The 22,281-nt window shown below is 40.9% G+C and carries 17 protein-coding genes and 1 riboswitch; of the genes, 7 read left to right on the top strand and 10 right to left on the bottom strand.

Features of this window, described 5'->3' with window-relative positions; all coding sequences use genetic code 11:
- Window positions 1-20 precede the first annotated feature (20 nt).
- The gene (locus tag ATS75_RS14100) at window positions 21-881 is read left to right on the top strand and encodes a hypothetical protein (protein WP_058561057.1); all 861 of its coding nucleotides are present in this window, start codon (window positions 21-23) and stop codon (window positions 879-881) included.
- Here ATS75_RS14100 and ATS75_RS14095 read toward each other — a convergent pair.
- The gene (locus ATS75_RS14095; protein WP_058561056.1) at window positions 867-2,075 is read right to left on the bottom strand and encodes a tyrosine-type recombinase/integrase; all 1,209 of its coding nucleotides are present in this window, start codon (window positions 2,073-2,075) and stop codon (window positions 867-869) included. The genes ATS75_RS14100 and ATS75_RS14095 overlap by 15 nt on opposite strands.
- A 304-nt stretch (window positions 2,076-2,379) precedes the next feature.
- On the opposite strand from ATS75_RS14095, the gene ATS75_RS14090 reads away from it, so the two are divergent.
- Window positions 2,380-2,916, top strand: a complete 537-nt coding sequence (locus ATS75_RS14090; protein WP_058561055.1) for a YaeQ family protein — start codon at window positions 2,380-2,382, stop codon at window positions 2,914-2,916.
- A gap of 28 nt (window positions 2,917-2,944) precedes the next feature.
- On the top strand, window positions 2,945-3,541 hold the full coding sequence (locus ATS75_RS14085) for an alpha/beta hydrolase (protein ID WP_058561054.1): 597 nt from the start codon (window positions 2,945-2,947) through the stop codon (window positions 3,539-3,541).
- Here ATS75_RS14085 and ATS75_RS14080 read toward each other — a convergent pair.
- Complete coding sequence (locus ATS75_RS14080) at window positions 3,538-3,747, bottom strand: hypothetical protein (protein ID WP_058561053.1); 210 nt, start codon at window positions 3,745-3,747, stop codon at window positions 3,538-3,540. The genes ATS75_RS14085 and ATS75_RS14080 overlap by 4 nt on opposite strands.
- A 293-nt stretch (window positions 3,748-4,040) precedes the next feature.
- Between ATS75_RS14080 and ATS75_RS14075 the strand changes: the two genes are divergently transcribed.
- Window positions 4,041-4,514 (top strand): Dps family protein, encoded by a 474-nt coding sequence (locus tag ATS75_RS14075; protein ID WP_058561052.1) that lies wholly within the window; start codon window positions 4,041-4,043, stop codon window positions 4,512-4,514.
- Window positions 4,515-4,774: 260 nt separating this feature from the next.
- Here the strand turns inward: ATS75_RS14075 and ATS75_RS14070 are convergent, their stop codons facing one another.
- A complete protein-coding gene (locus ATS75_RS14070; protein ID WP_058561051.1) occupies window positions 4,775-7,639 on the bottom strand; it encodes a TonB-dependent receptor domain-containing protein in 2,865 nt (954 codons plus the stop codon).
- A gap of 236 nt (window positions 7,640-7,875) precedes the next feature.
- Here ATS75_RS14070 and ATS75_RS14065 point away from each other — a divergent pair, with 236 nt between their 5' ends.
- Entirely contained in the window at window positions 7,876-8,613 is a 738-nt protein-coding gene (locus ATS75_RS14065) for a LytR/AlgR family response regulator transcription factor (protein WP_058561050.1), read from the top strand.
- 9 nt (window positions 8,614-8,622) lie between these two features.
- On the opposite strand, the gene ATS75_RS14060 is transcribed toward ATS75_RS14065, so the two are convergent.
- The 5 genes from ATS75_RS14060 to ATS75_RS14040 all read right to left on the bottom strand — a co-directional run bounded on the left by ATS75_RS14060 (window position 8,623) and on the right by ATS75_RS14040 (window position 16,670).
- Window positions 8,623-9,021 carry a hypothetical protein gene (locus ATS75_RS14060; protein ID WP_058561049.1) on the bottom strand — a complete coding sequence of 133 codons (399 nt, stop codon included), beginning with the start codon at window positions 9,019-9,021 and terminating at the stop codon, window positions 8,623-8,625.
- 38 nt (window positions 9,022-9,059) lie between these two features.
- Window positions 9,060-11,243: a S9 family peptidase gene (locus ATS75_RS14055; protein WP_082665491.1), complete on the bottom strand. Its 2,184-nt coding sequence runs from the start codon at window positions 11,241-11,243 to the stop codon at window positions 9,060-9,062.
- A gap of 13 nt (window positions 11,244-11,256) precedes the next feature.
- A complete protein-coding gene (locus ATS75_RS14050) occupies window positions 11,257-11,826 on the bottom strand; it encodes a hypothetical protein (protein ID WP_058561048.1) in 570 nt (189 codons plus the stop codon).
- 106 nt (window positions 11,827-11,932) lie between these two features.
- Window positions 11,933-12,017, bottom strand: a riboswitch (cyclic di-GMP riboswitch).
- A gap of 288 nt (window positions 12,018-12,305) precedes the next feature.
- Entirely contained in the window at window positions 12,306-15,476 is a 3,171-nt protein-coding gene (locus tag ATS75_RS14045) for an efflux RND transporter permease subunit (RefSeq protein WP_058561047.1), read from the bottom strand.
- A 15-nt stretch (window positions 15,477-15,491) separates the two neighbouring features.
- Window positions 15,492-16,670: an efflux RND transporter periplasmic adaptor subunit gene (locus ATS75_RS14040; RefSeq protein ID WP_058561046.1), complete on the bottom strand. Its 1,179-nt coding sequence runs from the start codon at window positions 16,668-16,670 to the stop codon at window positions 15,492-15,494.
- Between the two features lie 252 nt (window positions 16,671-16,922).
- On the opposite strand from ATS75_RS14040, the gene ATS75_RS14035 reads away from it, so the two are divergent.
- Window positions 16,923-19,439, top strand: a complete 2,517-nt coding sequence (locus tag ATS75_RS14035; RefSeq protein WP_058561045.1) for a zinc-dependent metalloprotease — start codon at window positions 16,923-16,925, stop codon at window positions 19,437-19,439.
- 88 nt (window positions 19,440-19,527) lie between these two features.
- Here the strand turns inward: ATS75_RS14035 and ATS75_RS20655 are convergent, their stop codons facing one another.
- Together ATS75_RS20655 and ATS75_RS14025 are read right to left on the bottom strand one after the other, a co-directional pair.
- Window positions 19,528-19,803, bottom strand: a complete 276-nt coding sequence (locus ATS75_RS20655; protein ID WP_058561044.1) for a PhzF family phenazine biosynthesis protein — start codon at window positions 19,801-19,803, stop codon at window positions 19,528-19,530.
- A 344-nt stretch (window positions 19,804-20,147) separates the two neighbouring features.
- The gene (locus ATS75_RS14025; protein ID WP_058561043.1) at window positions 20,148-20,762 is read right to left on the bottom strand and encodes a SemiSWEET family transporter; all 615 of its coding nucleotides are present in this window, start codon (window positions 20,760-20,762) and stop codon (window positions 20,148-20,150) included.
- Between the two features lie 303 nt (window positions 20,763-21,065).
- On the opposite strand from ATS75_RS14025, the gene ATS75_RS14020 reads away from it, so the two are divergent.
- Window positions 21,066-22,223, top strand: coding sequence for a tetratricopeptide repeat protein (locus ATS75_RS14020; RefSeq protein WP_058561042.1), 1,158 nt, complete (start codon window positions 21,066-21,068; stop codon window positions 22,221-22,223).
- Window positions 22,224-22,281 lie beyond the last annotated feature (58 nt).

Here is a 22,281-nt window from a genome sequence, read left to right as displayed (position 1 = left end):
TAAGAAATTACGGAGTGATAATGTTACTAACAACAGAAAGTATTGGCAGTATTAGGAAAAAGATTAGTGGTTCACCCCGCTTAGCTTGTTTCATTTATTCCTACTGGCTCTGGGTAAGTGGTGATTCAATTAAACAAAGCTTTGAGGACCATCTAAGAGCTATAAATGAACTTAATGATGATTGTGTTACCGAGGCATTTGAGAACTGGAATAGGTATAAACTGGAAGGTACTGTTTATGATGATTTAAAGGGCTATACTCGACTAATAAATTTCGTGCAGTCATATTTATACAACATAAAGTTTAAGGAAGGATTGCAAATTGTCCTATCTGAAGATAAATATGTTCAAGTAAGGGCGTTATTAGACATAGCTCATATGGAATATACTTCACAAATTTTTGTTTTCAGTGATCAAATAACTAGAGCTGTAAATGACTTTGAAAAGATCAAAAGCCGAACATCATGGATACATTTTGAAGATGAGCAAAGTGTAGATTGGGTAATGGATTATATCTCAAAACATCAGCGCAAAAGCAGAGGTTTATTTAATAATAGTCACAACTATCCCGAAGATAAATTTCCCGACAAGCCAAGTTGTAAAGTTAATACACTTGATAGAAAGAAAAATTTTATAGAGTACTTTTTCGATACTTTACCTTATCTAACCAACCCAGACCACGCAGAAAACTTTATCATTAAAATAAAACGAGCAAACTCACAGAGAAAGTACAGAAATGACAATGCAGAGAGGACATCATCAAACTACATGCTTAAGAATGATATCAAAATTAAGCTAAAAACAATTGCAGACAAAGAGCGATTACCCCTAAATAAGACTATTGAACTATTAATAGAGCAAGCTCACTCACGTCTCAAGTGAGCTTCGTAAAACATATGAGCTCCACCAGCCCATAATCGGCCTACGTTGTTCAAGGTAATCAGAGCGGTTATATGCCGCTCTTGTTTCATTCTCATCTGCATGTGCTAAGCAAGCCTCAACTACCAAGCTATCGTAACCTTTTTCATGAAGGGCTGTAGATGCAACTGAGCGCAAGCCATGAGCCACCAGCTTACCTTTGTAACCCAAGCTTCGTTTAATCGCGGCATTGACCGTATAAGTGCTTGCATGGCCCTTTTCATTACGCTCACTCGGGAATACATATTCATGATGACCGCTGAGTGGTTTCATTTGCTCAAGTATGGCCAAAGTAGCAGGCGTTAAAGGCACTCGGTGCGCTCTTCTACGTTTCATTTCTTCAGCAGGGATCACCCATACAGCATCTTCAATATTAATATCAGCCCACTTTGTGCCTGCGGCCTCTTTTGAGCGAGTCATAGTGTGTAGTTGCCACAAAATTAAAAACTTTGTTTTATTCTGAATGGTTTGTGAGCCATTCAGAGCGGTTAAAAAATCAGGTAGTTCTTCAGGCCTAATAGTAGCCATGTGCTCAACTGTATTTTTAGTAAATACTTTTATGATTTTTGCTAGTGGATTGGCTTTGATAAAGCCATGGTTCACAGAGTAATCCATGATCTGATTTAAGCTTTGGCAAATACGCTTGATTGTGGAATGCTTTCCGTCAATCTCAAGTGGTCTGAGGATTTCAATGGTATCAGTCGATTCAATGCTTTCTAAAGGCGTGTCTTTCAACTTGGGGAAAATATACATCTCAAGCGTTCGCCACTCTCTAGCTGCGTGATGAGCCGTCACAGTAGGCTGTTTACGTTCAAACCAAAGCTTTGCGGCAGCTAAGAATGTATTTGCCGCTTTTCGGCTCTCTGCTTGCTTTTTAGCTAGCTCATGTGCCTTTGGGTTAATACCTTGCGCTAATAGCTCTTTATACTCAATAGCTTTAGTTCGTGCGTTTGCAAGCGATAGCGCAGGGTAAAGCCCTAGGGATAATTTATTAAATTTATCACTTATTGGATCTTTAAATTTAAACTGCCAAGATTTAGTCCCGCTGGGTAAAACCCGTAGTTGAAGGCCTCCACCGTCAGAAAGAGTTTGCTCTTTACCAACACTGGCAATCGATTTTATTTTCTTGTCTGTTAGACGAACTACAGGCCTAGCCATATTAAGCTCCACAACGCTATTTAAAGCTAGTATATATAGAATACAAGCTCATGGGTACTATTATGGGTATTAAAAGTCACAGAACTAAGAGGACAACAACGGACAACCACGGAAGGAAACTAACACAAACTATTGTTTTAAAATTAAATAAAATACCACCCCGGACTTCTACGGAAGCTAATACAAGCGCCCAGGGAACCACTGGATAGCCATTTTTAAACTCCTACGTATAAATTAGCGCTATTTTAACTGGCTCAGCGGTTAATTGCGCTATACTGGCGAAAATTTTTTCAAATAAACTGTTATGGCCCTTAAATCTACCATTATTAAAGCGCAATTATCGCTTAGCGACATGGATCGCCACCTTTACCAAGATTTTAATTTAACTCTGGCGCAGCATCCGTCTGAAAATGACCAACGATTGATGGTTCGTTTACTTGCTTATGCCCTTAATGCATGTGATGGGCTTGAGTTTACCAAAGGGCTATCGGCTGACGATGAGCCTGAAGTGTGGCATAAAAACTACAGCGAAGAGATTGAGCTTTGGATTGAGTTGGGTTTACCCGATGAAAAGCGCCTGAAAAAAGCCTGTAATAAATCGAAAAAGGTCGTGCTGTATACTTATGGTGAAAATAATCAGGCTATTTGGTGGCAAAAACATCAACCTAAGTTGTATGATTTTAAAAATCTGAGCATTTATAGTTTAGACTTTGCCGCAACTCAAGCACTTGCTGCACTCGTCGATCGTAATATTTCGCTAACCATCACGATTCAAGATGGTGATGTATGGGTGAGCTCTGATTCAGTTAACATTGAAGTAAAACCAGTACAATTAATGTAATGATAGGTTACATAAATTAAGAGGGCGTATGACTATTAAACAGGTTGTGGTATTACATGGGTTGTATATGTCTGGCTTTGTAATGCGCCCTTTATGTTCTCGCCTTGAAAAAGAAGGGTTAAGCATACTGAACTTATCCTATAACACGCTTACCCCAGATCGTGAGACTATTTTTAATCAAATAGATGCTTTTATTAGTGATAAAGAAACTGCGCTGGTATGCCATTCTATGGGTGGTTTAGTCGCAAGGGCCTACCTTGAAGCGCACTCTTTACAAAGTAAAAATGTTACAAAAGTAATTACGTTAGGCACGCCGCATAAAGGCAGTCATATTGCCCACCAAATGCAACAAAAGGGCTTTGAAGTATTTTTGAAAAATAGTGTAGAGTTTCTGTTGTCTAAAAATGGGGATTGGCCTTTTAAAGCCAAGCTATACAGCATAGCGGGTGATTTACCCTTGGGCTTGATGCCACTAATAGCGAAGGGCAGCCAGTCAGATGGTACGGTACTGCTAGACGAAACAAAATTAAATGGCATGGCAGAGCATAAAGTGTTCCACTTAAGTCACACCGCGATGATCTACTCACGCCAAGTAATGAACTACATTGTTGGGTTACTTGTTTAATCTTCTGCACTAGCAGCCACTTTGTAAGCAATAAATGCAATGATTGCCAAAATTAAGGGCGTCGGTGCTGCAATATAACCAAAGGTGTCAAAGTTTGCGAAGCTTGCGCCTGCTAAGTGACCGACTAACCCTACAACAAATGCAATCAACGCAATACCAATCACCACTAATTCCATTTTACTTTCTTTTTGTGTTTTAGCCTGCATGAGTTATCTCCTAATTGTTTAACTAGGTTGATTATGCGCCTGCCAAGAACTCAGTTTTTGACCTAAATCAAATTAGGAGTTTGCTTACTCACTTGCCCTCCCTAAGTTTGTTTTAGATCATATTCCTGTTTCTTTTTTAATCAATTTGGGGTTGTTTTATACTGTAAAGTAAGTATTCGATAGATTTAAACTATCAATTTGATTGATTTTAACCATTTTACAGATTGCTTAAAATGACTAATACTCAATCTTAACAACAACGAGTACGTTAATTATCCATTTAAGGAGAGATCATGTCACAGGTAAATGCAATTGGCCTTAATAGTGCAGAAAGTGAAGATATCGTAAAATCACTCAACATACTGTTGAGCAGCTACCAAATTCAGTATATGAATGCTCGCGGATTTCATTGGAACATTAAAGGACGTAATTTCTTTGAATTACACCTTAAATTTGAAGAGATTTACAACTTACTACTTTTAAAAGTGGATGAAATTGCAGAGCGTATTTTGACACTTGACGGTGCACCACTGCATGCCTTCTCTGATTATTTAACGATCAGTGAAATTAAAGAAGCTAAAGGCATAAGTGATGGTGTGACGGCTGTCGAAAACCTACTTGGCGGTTACAGCACGCTTATAAAAATGCAACGTCACATTTTAGCAAAAGCAGGTGATGCACACGATGAAGGTACGGCCTCATTGATGGGCGACTATATCACTGAACAAGAAAAGCTTGTTTGGATGCTAAAAGCCTATTTAGATTAAACATAGCCGGGCTTAAGAAAGCCCTCCTTAGAGGGCTCTAGTAGGGATAAATCGTTAAATAATCGATTCGTTTTACATACTACCGTTTGACTAACAAACAACAACGCCACTGTTACCAGCGGCGTTGTTTTAGGTTTAAGCGGCTTCCATTGATTTACGATTAATTGTTTACCACTTTGTTTACTATACAAATAAAAATGCCAGCTAACTGATTAACTGGCATTTTTTATACGCTATTAACGCTTTTTTGATCTCTTCAATTAAAAACCTTGCTTATAATTTAAGAACCACGTTCCACCGGGAATATCATGAACAGAGTAGAATGAATTCGCAAATGGATTTAAAGCGATTGGTGGCTCTTTTTGAAATACATTCCTCATACCAACACGTACACTGGCTTGCCAAGGTAATGCGTAACTTGCTGATAAATCATGGTAGATCACACTCCCTACGCGATTTAAGCCGTTAGGATTATCTTCACTGGTGTGATCTCGCTGATTACAGAGCTCTCGTGTTGCTAAACCGTCCTCAACAAAGCTATCTGGAATAGAGCAAGACTCCGTAATATCACTTGTATAGCGCATACCCCATGTCACCGAGAGATCATCATATGTCCACGTGGTATTGAACGTACCGCGCCAGCGTAAAATATCACTGTCAATTGCCGCGACTTGGTTATCTGCATCATTGATACTTTCCTCACTCCCTGCTGAGCGATATTTGTCTGTGTATGAGCCATTTAAACGAAATGCAAAACTCCCCATCTCGTGCGTATCAAAACGATAATTAGCATTAAAGTCATACCCTTCAACTTGTAGTTGCGCTAAGTTAAATTGCGAGGTTCTGACTGTGGCGATACGACCGTCTTCGCGACGTTCAATAAATCCACAAAACTCATCTTCCCCCTGCACATAACAACGATTAAGCATGCCAGCAGCCGAGATGGAAGACAGCGCTTCTTGCAGCTCAATTCTGTAGTAATCAACCGTCATATCAAACCCATCTAACCAACTTGGGTTATAAACAAAACCAAATGTTTTGGTGTTGCCTTCTTCAGGCTCAAGGTCTGGGTTACCCCCGTTTAGCGAGCGCAGTTGCCCGGTAGGTTGAATCGACCCACCATTAGGTACATTATCGGCTAAGCAGCGCGACTGAGTCTCTGCTGACTGCAAGTCAAACTGCGTTGTATTACAGGGATCTTGAGTCGATGGAAATCCTTCACCGCCACCAGCAAATAAATTATTAACGGAAGGTGCTCTAAAGGTATCTGAGTAATTACCGCGAAGCATGAGATCGTCATAGACACGCCATGTAAAGCCAAGCTTAAAGCTTTCATTATCAAATGTGGAAGTAACAGGCTCAACCCCGACAAAACCACTGTTTTCAAAATCAGAAAAACGCCCAGCCAAGCTAATATCTAGCTGTTGAATACCCGGTAAGTCAGAAAGCACTGGCACCGCAAATTCAAAATACGCTTCTTCTGCTGTTTGCTTCCCGTTAGTGGGTTCTCTGAAGTTACTTGAGCTTAAACCGGCTGCAATTAAGGCGTCAGGACTGTCAGAAAAGGTGTTGGTGCGCTTTTCAATACCGGCCGCAAACCCAACCCAACCAGCGGGTAATTCAAATATTTCGCCACTAATATTAGCGGCAAAGTTAGTTGCCCCCGTGTTCACTTGGTCATTCAATTCATAGCCAATATAGTTAGCCATTTCATCAGTAAAACCGGTTTCGCCGTTAAATAAGTTAAGTGGTACACAGCCTGCTATGGCATTGTCGGCTGTGCCGCATTGCGCTACACCGTCGGCAATAAACGAGGGGCCTACTGCATTTCTTAAGTTTTGAAGGTTGACGTAGTTCTCACCTTTCACGCTGCGACTGGAGTCACCTCTCGACATGGAGATATCCCACAACAAGATTCTATCTGCAATTTCAAAATCACCTTCAAACCCACCCGTTATAAAGTATGTATCATAATCTTGAATGCTGGTACGTGGGCCAATTGGCAGCGTTCTAAAGCCAAATGAAGTTAGATCTTCACCAAAAGGGTTATAAATATTGTCTTTGCTATAAGGAATTTCCCACTGTGGGCCTGAAAATCCAGCGGTTAATGGCACTGCCGCAATTTGTGTGACTGATTTGCGCTGATTATAAGTAAAATCAATAAATGCACTGAGTGAATCACTGAACTCATGATTTACTTTTGCAAAAACGTTAAGCCTATCCGAAGGCGTTTTTAAATAATTAGTGGGGGCAAAATTATAGCGGTGCTTTGTACCAAAGGGTTCAAAGTCATCAGCAGTGCGCACACCGCTTCCTTCTTTAGTTGGATCCAGAGACACTAGCCCGTCTGATGTGCCAAAAATGCCATACAGACCAAATGCACTACCAAAGCGTTGTGGCACATAAGCAACTGGGTATTTTGATATTTCTCTGTCCCCGGCACCAATTTCTTTCTCTTCAGATTTAGAAATATTTAAAAACAGCGAGGTATCCCCTTTAATTGTGCCGATAGAAAGCCCCGCTTGTTTATATTCACCATCGCCTTCAAAATTAGCGCCAATACTTGCGTCTAGGCTCACACCTTCAAAGCCATCTTTAGTAATAATATTTACGACACCGGCAATCGCATCGGTACCATAAACTGCAGATGCGCCATCCGCTAAAATATCAACGCGCTCAACAATCGCGATTGGAATTTGAGAAATATCAACTTGGCCACCACCCAACGCTAAAAACCGTCGACCATCAACTAAAACAAGCGTGCGATTATCACCTAAGTTTCGCAATGATATTGTTTGCGATCCATCATTACCGTTGGTGTTATTTGTCAGTTGCGTTAACCCGGATAAATCAGCTTGCGCAACGGTTTGTAACAATTCACCAATGTTTTGAACACCTGACGACTCAATCGCTAAACGGCCTATTGAGGTTACCGGTGATGCACCTTCTATATCAGCCCTTTTAATACGAGACCCTGTAATTTCAATCCGCTCGACTTTTTCAGCAGTTGTAGTATCAGCCGCACTAGCTTGAAATGAAAAACCACCAAATAATGCGGCTCCCATGGCTAATGTTATTGATGATCGTTTAAAACTTAACGCTTGCGTGCCTGTTTTTATTTTCATATGAGTTCCCCTGAATCATTGCTCTAAGTAACGAAAATGTTACTAAGTAGTCACGTTAAGGAAATACACTCACTGACTCTATCGCTATTCCGTTACTTGCCTCCATGGTGGTACGAGCGGTGGGTTCTACGTGACAAAATAAAAACACAGGTGAAAAAATTAACAATTTAAACTCATTATGAAATAAATTGGGACAGACAAGGTCTTCTCTCTTATACACATAATGGGATTAGCACATGTTTACTGCTTATTTTAATGCCTTAACACTCGTTAACGACTCACAATTCAACACATTGATCGGCATACAACTTGATGCTAATAGACATTTTTATTCTCATACCTCAACCAACTTAGCCCAACTGGAGAGGCTTGATACAAGCAAATTTAATGTCATATTGCTGCAACTCACCGAAACGCCACACCCGGCGTTACTGATCCAGCTTATTGATCTGGGTAAACACGCTAAATTGGTTATTATCGCTGATGATCCAACACTCGCGACTTTAGCTTTTGAAATAGGAGCCATTGATTTTATAACAACACACAGTCCACTTTCTCGGTTAAACAAATGTTTTGATAAACTTATCCACTTATGCCCTTTAGCCAGTGCAATGGAACACGCACACCCACTCACAACGTCATTAACAGACTCACATCTCATCGTGAAAGATATTGGCAAAGTAAGGTTAATTGAAATAGATGACATTATTTGGATTAACGGCGCTGGTAATTATGTCGAGCTGCATTTTTGGCAACAAGAGGGGAGCATATTACACCGTGAAACGATGAAAAATATTGAGCAACAGCTTGCACCTGCAGGGTTCATCAGAGTGCATCGCTCAACACTGGTAAAACAAACAGTTATATCAGAGCTGGCTGTAACAGAAAGTGGTGACTATAAACTAAAATTAAAAAACGGCGTGCAATTAAACTTATCTCGACGTTATAAAAACAGTTTATCCGCTATCTTATAACGGCTTTAACTACAGCCAGTTTTTTACATAGTCGCGCTCAGGGTAGCAATCAATGTAGTTTTGCGCGGTAGAATAAAAGTGCACGTTCATATCAGTGCCACGCCAAATACTTTCGAGCATACTTTTAGCAATCACACTCGGGCTGATATAATCAACTCGTTCATAGCCTCGGGCTTTTAAACCATGAAAGTATTCTTTAGCGACCGTTAAGCTATCGGCAGTAATAAGCTCAAATTCGGCTAAGTTTATCACTGCTTGCTTAACTGACTGACCCGGTAAAGCACTCAAATCAGCTTGGACTTCTTTAACAAAACCTAAAACGCCTTCGCGATTGAAGCACCCTGACGCTTTAATATATATAACAGGGGGCTCAATGCTATACAGCCAACTACCATGTGGTTTAAACATATGTGAACCTCAGTAAACAGCCGCTGCTGGCTAAATGTTTACGAATCAACAAGGCTTATAAAAAAGGCCATCTCCAATGCTTTTTCTTCTAAGCTTTTAAATCGTCCTGATGCTCCACCATGGCCTGCATCCATATCTGTTTTAAAAATTAAAACGTGATCGTCAGTTTTGTGTTCTCGCATCTTGGCGACCCACTTCATTGGCTCCCAATATTGCACCTGAGAATCGTGCAAACCAGTCGTAACAAGTATGTGTGGGTAGGCTTGTGTTTTGATATTATCATACGGTGAGTAATCAGCAATAACATCGTAATACGCAGGGTCATTCGGGTTTCCCCACTCATCATACTCATTTGTCGTAAGCGGAATTGATTCATCGAGCATGGTCGTTAACACATCTAAAAACGGCACATGGCAACCCACGCCTAAGTAGAGTTCTGGCGCTTGGTTAACAACCGCGCCCATAAGTAACCCACCAGCACTCCCCCCCGAGGCGAAAACTTTATCTTTTGCGCCATAGCCTTGATCAACCAATGCTTTTGTTACATCAATAAAATCACTAAAACTATTTTGCTTATGCTGCTTTTTGCCTTGCTCATACCAATGACGGCCCAACATTTCACTGCCGCGAACATGTGCTATTGCGTATACAAACCCACGATCTAATAAGCTTAAAGAGGCGCTGGAAAAGCTGGGATCGATTGTTATGCCGTAGGCGCCATAGCCATATTGAAATAACGGATTTGTGCCGTCTTTCTTAAAGGTGTCTTTACGGTACACTAACGAAACCGGTACGATTTCACCGTCTCGCGCTGCGACCATTACACGCTCTGATGTGTAGTTCTCACTTTCAAAATCACCCAGCACACGTTGCTGCTTTAACAGTGTTTTTTCACCACTTGCTAAGTTAACTTCATACAATGACCCCTGTGTCGTTAAGCTTGAGTAATAAATACGTGCTGTTTTAGAGTTGCTTTCAGGGTTAGTTGCTATCGCGGCGTAATAACAGGGATCGTCAAACGCTAACGCCATACGTTGTTGTAAGTTATTGACAACAATAAAGCGTGTTTGTCCCAGCTCTCGTTCAGTAAGAACTAAAAACTCATCAAATATTTCAACACCTTCTAATAACACGTTGTCACGATGAGCCGTGTGTTCTTGCCATAATGTTTTATCCGATATAGTGGCGGTGCTAGCGGTCATTAGACGAAAGTTTTTAGCCCGCCAATTACTTACGATATAAAAGGTGTCACCGAGTTTATCAATATCGAATTCATGACCTTCTTCACGCGGCATAAGCTGTTTAAACTCACCCAGAGGCTGATTCGCATCCAGCACCCAAGTATCATTTGTTTCTGTGGATGCTAAATCAATAATAATTAAACTTTCATCGCGACTTTTGCCAAGCCCCATAAAAAAGCTACTGTCGTGTTCTTCGTAAACTAATACATCGTCAGCTTGTGGTGTGCCTAATACATGGCGAAACACCTGAAAACCGAGCAATGTTTTAAGATCTTTTTTAACGTAGAACAGGGTTTTATTATCGTTTGCCCAAACAACCTGACCTTCGGTGTTTTCTAACACATCATCCAATAACGAATCATCATCTATGGATTTAAATTTAATCGCATAAATACGGCGTCCTTCAGTATCTTCTGAATAAGCGAGTAGCTGCTCATTAGGGCTAACGGCCACTTCACCAAGTTCGTAAAACTCAATGCCTTGTGCAAGACTATTAACATCAAGTAAAAGTTGCTTATCTTGCATGGTAATATCGCGACTACGATAGTGGCGGGCATATTCATCATCGCCACGCACTTCTGCGTGATACCAGAATTGGCCATCTTTAACCGGAAAACTATTATCGTCTTTTACTATTCGCCCTTTCAACTCTTCAAATAACTGTGTTTGAAGCGGCTTTATTGGCGCAAGCTGCTTGTCACAATAATTATTCTCTGCTGTTAGATGCGCTAAAATTTCGCTATTTTCTCTGTTATCGTCACGCATCCAATAATAATCATCAACACGTGTTTTATTATGTGTGGTTAAAGAATGTGGTTGCTTACGCGCACATGGCGCATTTGCAAGGACAGATAACGATATAGTTTGTTTAGACACAGCTGAACCAGTAAAAGTTTTTGTTAGGCTCAGTTTACCATATTTTTTAAATACGTATAAAAAAGCCCACTCAAAATGAGTGGGCATGAAAATGCTAAATAGCATCAGAGGGAACTGTTTAATTACACGACACTTGTTGCCATGCTAAACCCCAACTTTGTCCTACACCGGGCTCATAAAGTGGGTTATTTTCTTCTTTTACCTTACAAAATTGATCAAACGGCCACGGTTTACATCTGTAGATCTTACCCGTTTTAGGCTGTAACACTTTAACGCCAGCATTATAATCGCAACTTTTATTAGGATAAACATAATCATAAGCAGGCTCATCTTTTTTCCAGTCGTCACATTGAGCGATACAGTGGAAGGTCAGTTCGGCGTTTATAATTCCCGACCCTTTAAGCGCATAAATCTGATTAGATCGATAAGCAACGATCAAGCCATGCTCCGTCATTTTGCCTGCTTCCACGAGTGGAATATACATATTGATATGTTCAGCTATATATCGCGGCCAGCTTTGCGGCTCACCTTGCTCACTACTGGTAATCTTATAATCAAATGATAAATCGACTAGCTCTCCTTGCGCGTCATAAAAAGTCACCGTCACCATATCTCCCACAAATAAGCGGGTATGATGATTTAAGCAACCTATTGTCGACCACTCTCCGCAGGTCAATGACGAATGCATAAACAAAGCGACACCTTAATAACACTTAATAGGTACTATCTAACATTTAAAGGACAAAAGAAATACTTTTTACGGACGCAGGTACACATTGAAGTAATAAACTATGTGTAGCAGCCCCGCTATCTTAGTGTTAAAACCTTAGACCGGAAACTTTGCGTCCTAACCTTTCGACTAGTTTGCCAAAACAATTGGAGTATAGTGCCCCACTACACAAATATCAAACAAAAGAATGTAATCAACTATACCCAAGTCATCTCAAGGTGCGAGTTTCAGTTGGCATTAACTCTCATCGTTGTTATTGCTTAAAAGGGACTCCCATTGTTGCAAAGTAACGCCTTGATATTGAGCCCCTATGAAACGCTGAACTCTGCATCTTGAGGTGGTTTGAGTATATAAAATCCAACACTTAAAACTGATAAAAACAAAAAAGCCAGTACAAAATGCACTGGCTTTTATCTTACTCGCTGTTAATAAATACGTTAGGCGAGTTGCTTTTTACGCTGAAACAGGCCTTTAACTTTATTAAATATCCCTCTAAATATCCTGCGAATATCACTGAGTATAATGTACAAACATGGTACTAACAGGAGAGTTATCAGGGTTGCGAACATCACGGCAAAGCCAAGGGCAACCGCCATTGGAATAACAAACTTTGCTTGTAAGCTGGTTTCAAACATAATAGGTAAAACACCCGCAAATGTCGTAATTGATGTAAGTAAGATCGGTCTAAAGCGCGCGCAGCCTGCTTCAATAACCGCTTCTTTCACACTCACTCCACCACGGCGTGCTTGGTTAACAAAGTCAGTCATGACGAGGGAGTCATTAATCACAACCCCTGCAGCTGCAATTAAACCAAAGCCAGACATTAAACTAATATCTAAACCAAACCAGTAATGCCCCCAAATTGCCCCCGTTAAACTAAATGGAATAACCGACATAACAATTAATGGCTGCGAGTAACTTTTTAAAGGTACTGCGAGTAAAATATACACCAAGAACATGCCGCCAATGAAAAACATAATTTGTTCGTTGGCTTGTGCTTGCTGTTCCTCAATAGCACCACCGAGCTCAGACTTAACGCTTGGGTATTCTTCTTTTAACTGCGGTAATAGGTTTTCTTTTACCTGCTTAACGACTTCACCTGGCTCAATGACTTCTTCATCAATACTGCCGTAAATATAAACCGTACGGTAGCCACCTTCACGGCGAATATAGCTAATACCTGGTTTTTCGGTCAACTCGACCACATCACCAAGTAAAACCTCTTTCCCTTGCGGTGTTGTTACTACCGCATGTTTAAGCGATGAAAACGCTTCGCGCGTTAATTTAGGGTAGCGCACCATTACACGTACTTCTTCGCCGCCACGAATAACACGCTGCGCTTCGCCACCGTAAAAACTAGCACCGACTTGGTTTGCAATTGACGCAAGATCTAAGCCCAAATCATACGCAACAGGTTTGAGGCTCATCTGTACTTCTTTGCTTGCAGGATCGATTGTTGAACTAATATCGAATAACCCTTCTTGCTGCTGTAATAGCTGAATAAAGCGACGACCCGCTTCATTTAACGTATCAATATCTGAGCCAAAGAGTAAATAACCAAACTCACCGTTACCCCCGCCACCATTTACATCATCTTGAATAGTCAGCGATTTAAGACCTGCGATATTTGGCATCGCTTCGCGCCATCTTCGCGATAACTCAAACGCATTATATGGGCGTAGATCTTCCTCAACGAGCGGCGCAAGTAATTGCGCTTCTGTACGGCCTCGGTTAAAGACCAATATATCACGCACTATTTTTTGACCAAATTCGCGCTCAGTTTGTTTATCCACATCAAGCACCATGGCTTCAATTTCACGAATCGCGTTAATGGTTTGAATATCAGAGGCGTTATCATTCATCTCTAAATTAATTTGCGGGAAATCGTGTGGGACTTTTGGTGTTGGCACTGTTCGAACTTGGTTTGATGAAATCAGTCCAAAGGTCAAAATAAGCAACGCAATAAACGAGAACAACACAGCCCAACGCCACTCGACACAGCGCTCAACAAAGCGTTTGTAGGGCCCATTAACAAAACCAAAGAAGCGTTTATTAAAGCGCGCTCGCCAACCATTGGGGTTAATAGGAGCAAAATGAGTATGTGCGATATGAGCTGGTAATATGAGTTTTGATTCAATTAAGCTAAAGATTAAGCACAAGATCACGATAACGGCGATACCAAAAAAGAACGCACTTTCTGGACCGCTTGATAGTGTGAATGGAGCAAATACGGCAATGGTTGTTAAAACACCAAATGTGGCAGGCGTTGCAACACGTTTAGCGCCATTAACGACATTGACCACTCCGCCGCCTTTTTTCTCTATTTCGGTATAGGCACTTTCACCGATGACAATGGCGTCATCCACCACAATCCCTAGCACCATAATGAATGCAAATAATGAAATAATATTAATGGTCACACCAAATAATGGCATCATCATCATCGCACCGAGGAAGCACACTGGCAGGCCAATCATAACCCACAAAGCGAGCTTAAAACGCAAGAAGATAGATAACATAATGGCAACGAGCACAGCACCTTGTAAAAGGTTTGACAGCATCATATCTAAACGAGCATTCAGGTAGTAAGTCATGTCCATTAGCGGCACTAAACGCACACCTAATGGCAAATTTTTATTCTTTTGATCAATATAGGCTTTCACTGACTCTGCAACAGGAATCATGTTCTGATCTTCAGTTGCTTTTACAGATAAATAAACCGCATTCTCACCATTAAATTTGAAGTATCGCTCACCCTCAGTGAATTGATCTTTAATGATGGCGATATCTTGTAACAACACTTTTGCGCCATTACTGCCTATTTTAACGGGGATTTGGCGAAACTCTTCACCTGAGTAAAACTGGTTCTCGACACGAACCGAAATAACACCTGCGTCGGTTTTCAACTGGCCCGCTGAAAAGTTAGCTGAATAACGACGTATTGCAGCAGCAACATCGTTTAATGTTAAGTTATATTGGCGTAATGTATCGGGTTCGATCTCAATCGCAATTTCATCAAGAGGCACATCATTCACCACCAGCGACACGTTTGATAGTTGCAACAGCTCATCTTCAATGCGATTAGCAATCGGTTTAAGTTCCTTCAGCGGTAGGTCAGCAACCAGTGTCATACCAATAACATCTTGGCGAAACTCAATCTGACTTATGGTGACTGGCTCCATGCCCGCAGGGAACGTAGCAATACCATCAATGCGTAATTTCACCTTATCAAGTACTTCGCTTAACTCAGCATCTGTATTAATTTCTAACTGCGCACTGCCGCCGTTACGAAAAGAGCGATACACCCCTTTCTTAATTTCAGTGATGTCTTTTAACGACTCTTCAATCTTAATTAAAATGCTTTCTTCCATTTCCTGTGGTGATGCCCCAGGATAATTTGCATTGATAGAAATATAATTAATCTCAACGTTTGGAAACATCTGACGTTGCATTGTAAAGAAGCTAATAACACCCATGATAATAATGAAGAACATCATCAGATTAGCTGCAACTGAGTTATTAGCAAAGTAGGCTATGATACCTGTTTGCTTTTCGTGTTTTGGAGCAGCTTGTGGTTGCTCAGAGCTGGGTAGTTCAGTGTTATTCATAACGCAGTCACCCTATTAAAGCTTTTCTGTGTCAGCACTTTGCAGTGCCTCATTTTGTTTGACATCAGCCATACCTGCAATTTTGACCGCCATGCCTTTTTGCGGGTATTCAGGTAGCGTCACAACCAGTCTGTCGTCGGCTTCTAAACCATCACTGATGTAAAAATACTCACCCTCTTCACGAATGACGCTTACTTTACGTGACTCCAGCTGCTGCTCAGCGTTCACAATCCAGACTGTTTGGTTATTCACCAATTCTTGTGGTAAACGATAAATATTTTCAAGCATGGCGCCTGCAAAATTAACTTGCACATAGGTGCCAAATTTAATCGCAGGGTGCTTATTCGTTAATCCATATGGGTCATTAATGCGAACAACTAAACTACTCATGCGTGTTGCCGTATCTACAATCCCTAAATCACGGTCGATTTGCGCTTCGCGACTAAAGCCATGCAAGCCAGACTTTATCACGGTGGCTTTCACACCTTTAACGCGCTCTGGTAAAAATACACTATCAAAACCTGCGATCGGAATAATGACTTCTGCAGTTTCAATATTATTCAGCTCAGCAACTTGTGAACCCATATTAATATACTGACCAACACCAATTTCTCTGCTTACAATAAGCGCATCATAAGGCGCGGTTACTTCACAATTATCTAAATCTCGTTGAGCACGCTTCAAACGTGCTTGCGCTGATTTGACCGACGCTTGTGCACTGAGCACTTGCGGCTCTCGTAAAAATAGCGCGGTGCGTTCTTTATTTGGAAAACGCTTTGCTTCATCTTCAGCCACTTTCGCTTGTGCTTGCTCTTCTATTAATTGTGCTTGCGCTTGCGCCAGTTCAGCCTCAGCTTGTAGTAATGCGGCTTCATAATTGCCTTTTTCAATGGTAAACAAAGTCTCGCCACGCGCAACAATGCCACCGGTAACAAAATTAGGGTGCCAACTCACTACTTCACCAGAAACTTGAGCGGATAAACGTGTACTTTCCAACGGCTTAACTTCACCATAGCTATTAATAACTACCTGGTGGTTATTAGCGGCAACAGGCTCAACCTCCACCGTAGGGCGCGTATCAACTATCTCTTTTTTTTCTGATTCTTGTGCAATGGCGTTGATTGCCATAAACCCTGCAATACCGAAACCCAGTATCACAAAAGGAAGTATCCCTTTAAGTAACGTTGTTCGCATAATTAATCTCCTTAATTTTTTACTGGGACCATAATAACAGAGCTCGATGAAACATTAACGTGACATTTGTAAGTAACTGTTACAAAACCCACTCACTTATATTAGTCGCTTGTTATATTTTGATACAAAAAAACAATTTATAAAATTCAATTAGATAACTCATAAAGTGCCCCTTTCATCTTAGATTTGTTTTTTATAATACTAAGTTCGGTACACTTAACATGATTTTAACTAGCCGAAAAAGAGCAGAAAATGAAATTAACCACCCTTACGCTAGCATTAAGTTTAGCTTTAGCGACCAGCGGCCACGCTTTGGCTGCAGACAAAAAAGATGATAAAAAAGACAAAACAATTGCTGAATTAATTAAAGGCAAAACTGAATTTGCAGGCATTTTTAGCCTATATCAAGATGAAAAAACAGGTGATCATTTAATGGTTATCAATGAATCTCAACTTGATACACCGTTTGTTTACTTTGCACATACCGTTGATGGTGTTACTGATGCTGGGCACTTTCGTGGTGCATACCGTGAAACCAAATTAATCGAATTCAGAAAATACTTTGACCGTATTGATATTATCAGCAAAACCCCGCGCTATCAGTTTGATGAAAACAGCGCCATTGCCAGAGCAGCCGATGCCAATATCAGCGAAGCCGTACTTGCCAGCATCAAAATTGAAAAGCACGAAGCAGACAAAATTGCCTTTAAGGTAGATAAACTCTTTTTAAGTGAAGCACTGCACAAAGTTTCACCGTGGCCAAACCCGAACGACAAAAACGCGAAAAAACGTTTTAAAGTCGGTAAATTAAGCGATAAAAAATCGCGAATTATTAAACAGCGTCCGTACTCAAATAACCTTGATGTTGTTGTAGATTATGTATTTGAAAATGCCAACCCAAGTGTTCGCGGCTCAAGCGCAGTCAGTGACCCACGTAATGTGTCGGTAAAAGTACAGCACTCATTTGTCGCTTTACCAGAAAACACCTATCAACCTCGTTTTGACGATGCACGTATTGGTTATTTCACCAATCAATTTGATCAAATGACTTCACCAGACTGGGCACCTTACAAAGATGTCATTAAACGTTGGGACTTGCAAAAGAAAGATCCAAGCGCAGCATTATCAGAGCCTGTAAAACCTATTACGTGGTGGATCGAAAACACCACACCGCTCGAGTGGCGCGATACAATAAAAGAAGCCACATTGGCTTGGAACAGCTCATTTGAAAAAGCGGGCTTTAAAAATGCCATCGAAGTAAAAGTTCAGCCTGATGATGCAGACTGGGATGCTGGTGACATTAATTACAACGTATTACGTTGGACTTCTTCACCTCGCCCTCCATTTGGCGGCTACGGCCCGGCACTTGCCAACCCATTAACCGGTGAAATACTCGGTTCAGATATCATGCTTGAGTTTGTATTCATGAAGAACCGTTGGATTTATGACACACTCTTCACGCAAGGTACTATGAGCCACAGCAACAACCCAGTTAGCACTGGCGAATTAAATTGCTCGTTAGGACATGAAATTCAACAAAACATGATGTTGGCCAATAGCCTTTCAACGGGTGCTAGCATAGAAGATAAAGAAATCTTACGCCAAGGTTTAACTCAACTTGTACTCCATGAAGTCGGTCATACTCTAGGCCTAAACCACAACATGAAATCGTCCATTTTGTGGGATGAAAAAGAAGTACATGACAAATCAAAAACACAAGGTATTGTTACAGGCTCTGTCATGGATTATGCCCCAGCTAATATTGCCCCCATTGGCATGCAGCAAGGTGATATTTTCCAAACTAAACCAGGTCCATATGATGATTGGGCCATTGAATTTGGTTACAGCCCAGCACTTGCTGATGAAGCGGCAGAGCAGCAACGCCTAGAGCAGATTCTTGCACGTTCAACAGAGCACGCACTTACCTTTGGTAATGATGCTGATGACATGCGTGCACCAGGTCGTCATATTGACCCGCGCGTAATGATTGGTGATATGTCATCAAACCCAGCGGCTTACGGCGCAGACAGAATGGCGCTGATCAACAAACTGTTCTCTGAGTTAAAAGACACAGCACGTGTTGAAGGTGAATCTCACCAACAGCTGCTTATTTCTGCAAACAGCCTATTTGGCCAATACCGAGCGCAAGCTAACGTCATTTCTCGTCAAATCGGTGGTGTGTATGTAGAGCGTGCAGTAGTTGGTGGTAATAACGATGTAAAACCATTTACGCCTGTGCCACTTGAACGCCAACAACAAGCGATGCAAATTTTAGCGAAAAATGTATTTGCGCCTGATGTGCTAAGTAGCATGAAACCGCTTTATAACTATATGCAGCAGCAACGCCGTGGTTTTAATCATTACGGTAAAAACGAAGATCCAAAACCACATAAAATGATTTTAGGCATGCAAAAGTCTGTACTTGCACAACTATTACATCCAGCTGTTATGCAGCGTATTTCAGACACCGCACTGTACGGTAATGAATATAGCTTAAATCAGTTTATGGGCGATTTAACAGCAAGTATTTTTGTTGACAGTAAAGAAGCAAACTCAATTAGCCATAACTTACAAATTCAATATGTAAATCAGCTAATTGCAATTGCGGGTCTGGGTAAAGCAAGTAAGCACGACAACTTAGCAAAAACCGCAGCACTTTATCAGCTGACACAAATTGCAGATAGCAGCACGCCATGGGGTGCTGATACAGCAACTAAAGCACATAAACAGTATATCGACCGCTTAATCAGCAAAGCGCTCGAAGCATAAGCAGTAACCTAGCCATATTAAGCCGTACTTCAAGTACGGCTTTTTTGTTCTAATACAAACTGCGTGAGAGTAAATTAAACGAATACAATTATAAATAAATTGTGCCTTGCATGTAGCGTACAGCTCGCCCTGTTAAAGTTACCGTATCATCACCTACATCACATTGCATATGCCCACCCCGAGTTGCAGCTTGATACGCACTTAGCGTGTTTTTACCACAATGCTGTGCCCAATAAGGCGCAAGTCCAGTATGAATTGAGCCCGTCACAAAATCTTCATCGCCACCGTTAGCAGGCCAAAAATAACGCGAAACAAAATCATATTGTGTGCTTGGTGCGGTTGCAACAACATCAAGTGGATACAATATTTTAAGTAAGCTTAACTATTTATTTTTCAACACCTTAAATGATTGTATAGACAAGTGTTTATACAGTACTGGTGGGATAACCTGTATCTCTTCAGGTGCTTGCTTTGGAACTGCCATCGGCTTGTTTGCACGTAAACGCGGTTTCATTAGCATCAGCTGATCACTAAGCTATGTATCTAAATCAATTACAGCGGCGAAATACCTTTAAATAACTCACTGGTAAACGCGTCTATTTGATGGATAGTTAGTTGCATTAAAAGCTCACTGTATGGAAGTTTATTTAGGGTAAACTGCCATACACGAAGCTAATTGAACATCAAAATTATTTCACTTTTGACGGGCTAAACTGCGACTGGTCGCATTTTGTAATATTGAATACAACCAAGTTGCGCAGCATTCGTCAGCAGTATCATGACAAACGTTAAGATGTGTGAGGTACTTGGGATCGCCATTGCAAGTTCTGCAAATAAGCCACATAGGCCCGCTATAAACTGCAAGCTAAAGTAACGAGCACTTAAGTTGCTAATATCACCACTGCGTAACGTTTTATAGGTTTGGGGCATCACACGCACTGAGCTCATGATCAAGCCAACAAACGTCAGCCACGTAAGTACTTGAGCAGCCTCTAGCTGAGGATTTAACAGTAATAAAAAAGGTAATAGTGAAAAACCTAGCATTGCTGTTAACTGGATTCGCTGTTCGCGCTTGGCATTGTAGCGCGCAAAGTAATACAAAATTAGGCCACTTAAACCACCCGTTACGACAAAAGGTAATACCATGTAAAAACGTTCAAAATAAACGTTATAGGTAATAAAGTACGTACTTTGCGCTACGCCAAACGTCATCATCAATAATGACAATCCCGATACACTTCGGTTTTTACGGATTTTATTTAATAGCGGTAAAAAACTAAACACTAAAATAAATGATGATAAAATAGGCAGATAATGCGCCAAAGCAAACCTCGCTGGTTAAAAATTAGTTAATAAGTTACCGACCTTTAAATCAAACGAAAACAAAGTGTAAACCACTGATTTTGATTAATTTATATAAGGCGCGGCATTGTATATAACTTATTTTCGCACGCAACTATTGATGAAAAAAAAGACAAGCTTTGTTGGCAAGTTTACATTACAGTATGAACAGTTTTTACACGCATTTAGCATCAAATTGAGTGAGAAAGAGATGAGCAACTCAGGCTAACTTTCTTTCTTGAGTCAAAGTGCGCCTCAGCGTAGCTTAAAATAAGCGGAGGGATTATGAAGTTTTCTTTTATATTTTTTATAGGCTTATTAGCTGGGTGCGCCTCAACAACCACACCCAAAGTCCCCCCAATTCAGGAGGCCCCTTCATTAACAAAGCTGATTAATCATTCGCTATTCACACTGGAAACCGTGCCTTCCCAGCAGCAACTTTTTCAACTCCCACAGCAAGAACAGCAAAAATTTATGGCTTACGTAAACGCGAACCGCTTGCTAGGCGAATCTGACGAACTCATTTTATATAATTACATTGAAAGCAGTTTAGACGGATTTACTTACCATGGCGATACGTTAACGGCTTCACAAACACTCGAGAAAGCCCATGGCAACTGTATAAGTCTAGCCATTGTGACTCAAGCGTATGCCAACGTTATCGGCCTTGAAACAGCCTTCCAAGAAATGACCAGTGAGCCTGTTTATGCCAAAGAAGGTAATTTAGTGTTTATCGCAAACCATTTCAGAACAAAGCTGTATAAACCGCTTGAAAAGCAAGAAGGTAAAATTATTTTTATCCGCCCAGGTGTCATCGTTGATTACTTTCCATCAAGAGGGAGCTTTTACTCCGGTAGTGCAGACATAAACGATCTCATTGCAAAGTATTACAGCAATCTTGCAGCAGAAGCGCTATTGCAAGAGAACTACAATTTAGCTTACAGCCTATTAACTAAAGCCAATTTGTTCACGCCTGATGACCCTGAGTTGTTTAATTTAGCCGCGATTCTTCACAAGCGTGTGGATGATCAAGCAACAACACACCGTATTTACCAAAGTGCATTTAACCATCAACTAGAAAGCTTGAACTTATTAAGCAATTACAAAGCACTGGCCGAAGATATTGGCAATGAGATGCTGGTTGAACAGATTAACCAAAAATTAGATCAATCGGAAAAAGATCCTTACCAGCTAATTGTGTTAGGTGAAACAGAGGCATTAAGCGGGCAATATCTGCCAGCTAAAAAATACATCAACGAAGCCATCGATAAAGCCCCTTATTTATCAGAGCCCTATGTCGCATTAGCAAAAGTCCGTTATCAACAAGGTCATTTAGGTGCCACAAAAAGGCTGTTGGAGCAGGCTATGAAGCTTGAGCGAGATGAGATGCAACGCAGTGTATATGCTGCAAAGCTGGCATCAGTTTTTACTAAAACAAAATGAGCCTAATCCACACTGCTTCAGCAAAGAATATCGGCGGTTTGAAGTCGTCATTAAAATG

The organism is Pseudoalteromonas sp. H105 (assembly GCF_001469215.1).
GTDB lineage: Bacteria > Pseudomonadota > Gammaproteobacteria > Enterobacterales > Alteromonadaceae > Pseudoalteromonas.
Note: the sequence above shows the minus strand (reverse complement) of the source record. Positions and strands in the feature narration are given on the sequence as shown.

Coding starts and splice junctions, on each gene's coding strand:
- ATS75_RS14100 (WP_058561057.1), top strand. CDS start 21: ATGTTACTAACAACAGAAAGTATTGGCAGTATTAGGAAAAAGATTAGT.
- ATS75_RS14095 (WP_058561056.1), bottom strand. CDS start 2,075: ATGGCTAGGCCTGTAGTTCGTCTAACAGACAAGAAAATAAAATCGATT.
- ATS75_RS14090 (WP_058561055.1), top strand. CDS start 2,380: ATGGCCCTTAAATCTACCATTATTAAAGCGCAATTATCGCTTAGCGAC.
- ATS75_RS14085 (WP_058561054.1), top strand. CDS start 2,945: ATGACTATTAAACAGGTTGTGGTATTACATGGGTTGTATATGTCTGGC.
- ATS75_RS14080 (WP_058561053.1), bottom strand. CDS start 3,747: ATGCAGGCTAAAACACAAAAAGAAAGTAAAATGGAATTAGTGGTGATT.
- ATS75_RS14075 (WP_058561052.1), top strand. CDS start 4,041: ATGTCACAGGTAAATGCAATTGGCCTTAATAGTGCAGAAAGTGAAGAT.
- ATS75_RS14070 (WP_058561051.1), bottom strand. CDS start 7,639: ATGAAAATAAAAACAGGCACGCAAGCGTTAAGTTTTAAACGATCATCA.
- ATS75_RS14065 (WP_058561050.1), top strand. CDS start 7,876: ATGTTTACTGCTTATTTTAATGCCTTAACACTCGTTAACGACTCACAA.
- ATS75_RS14060 (WP_058561049.1), bottom strand. CDS start 9,021: ATGTTTAAACCACATGGTAGTTGGCTGTATAGCATTGAGCCCCCTGTT.
- ATS75_RS14055 (WP_082665491.1), bottom strand. CDS start 11,243: ATGCTATTTAGCATTTTCATGCCCACTCATTTTGAGTGGGCTTTTTTA.
- ATS75_RS14050 (WP_058561048.1), bottom strand. CDS start 11,826: ATGCATTCGTCATTGACCTGCGGAGAGTGGTCGACAATAGGTTGCTTA.
- ATS75_RS14045 (WP_058561047.1), bottom strand. CDS start 15,476: ATGAATAACACTGAACTACCCAGCTCTGAGCAACCACAAGCTGCTCCA.
- ATS75_RS14040 (WP_058561046.1), bottom strand. CDS start 16,670: ATGCGAACAACGTTACTTAAAGGGATACTTCCTTTTGTGATACTGGGT.
- ATS75_RS14035 (WP_058561045.1), top strand. CDS start 16,923: ATGAAATTAACCACCCTTACGCTAGCATTAAGTTTAGCTTTAGCGACC.
- ATS75_RS14020 (WP_058561042.1), top strand. CDS start 21,066: ATGAAGTTTTCTTTTATATTTTTTATAGGCTTATTAGCTGGGTGCGCC.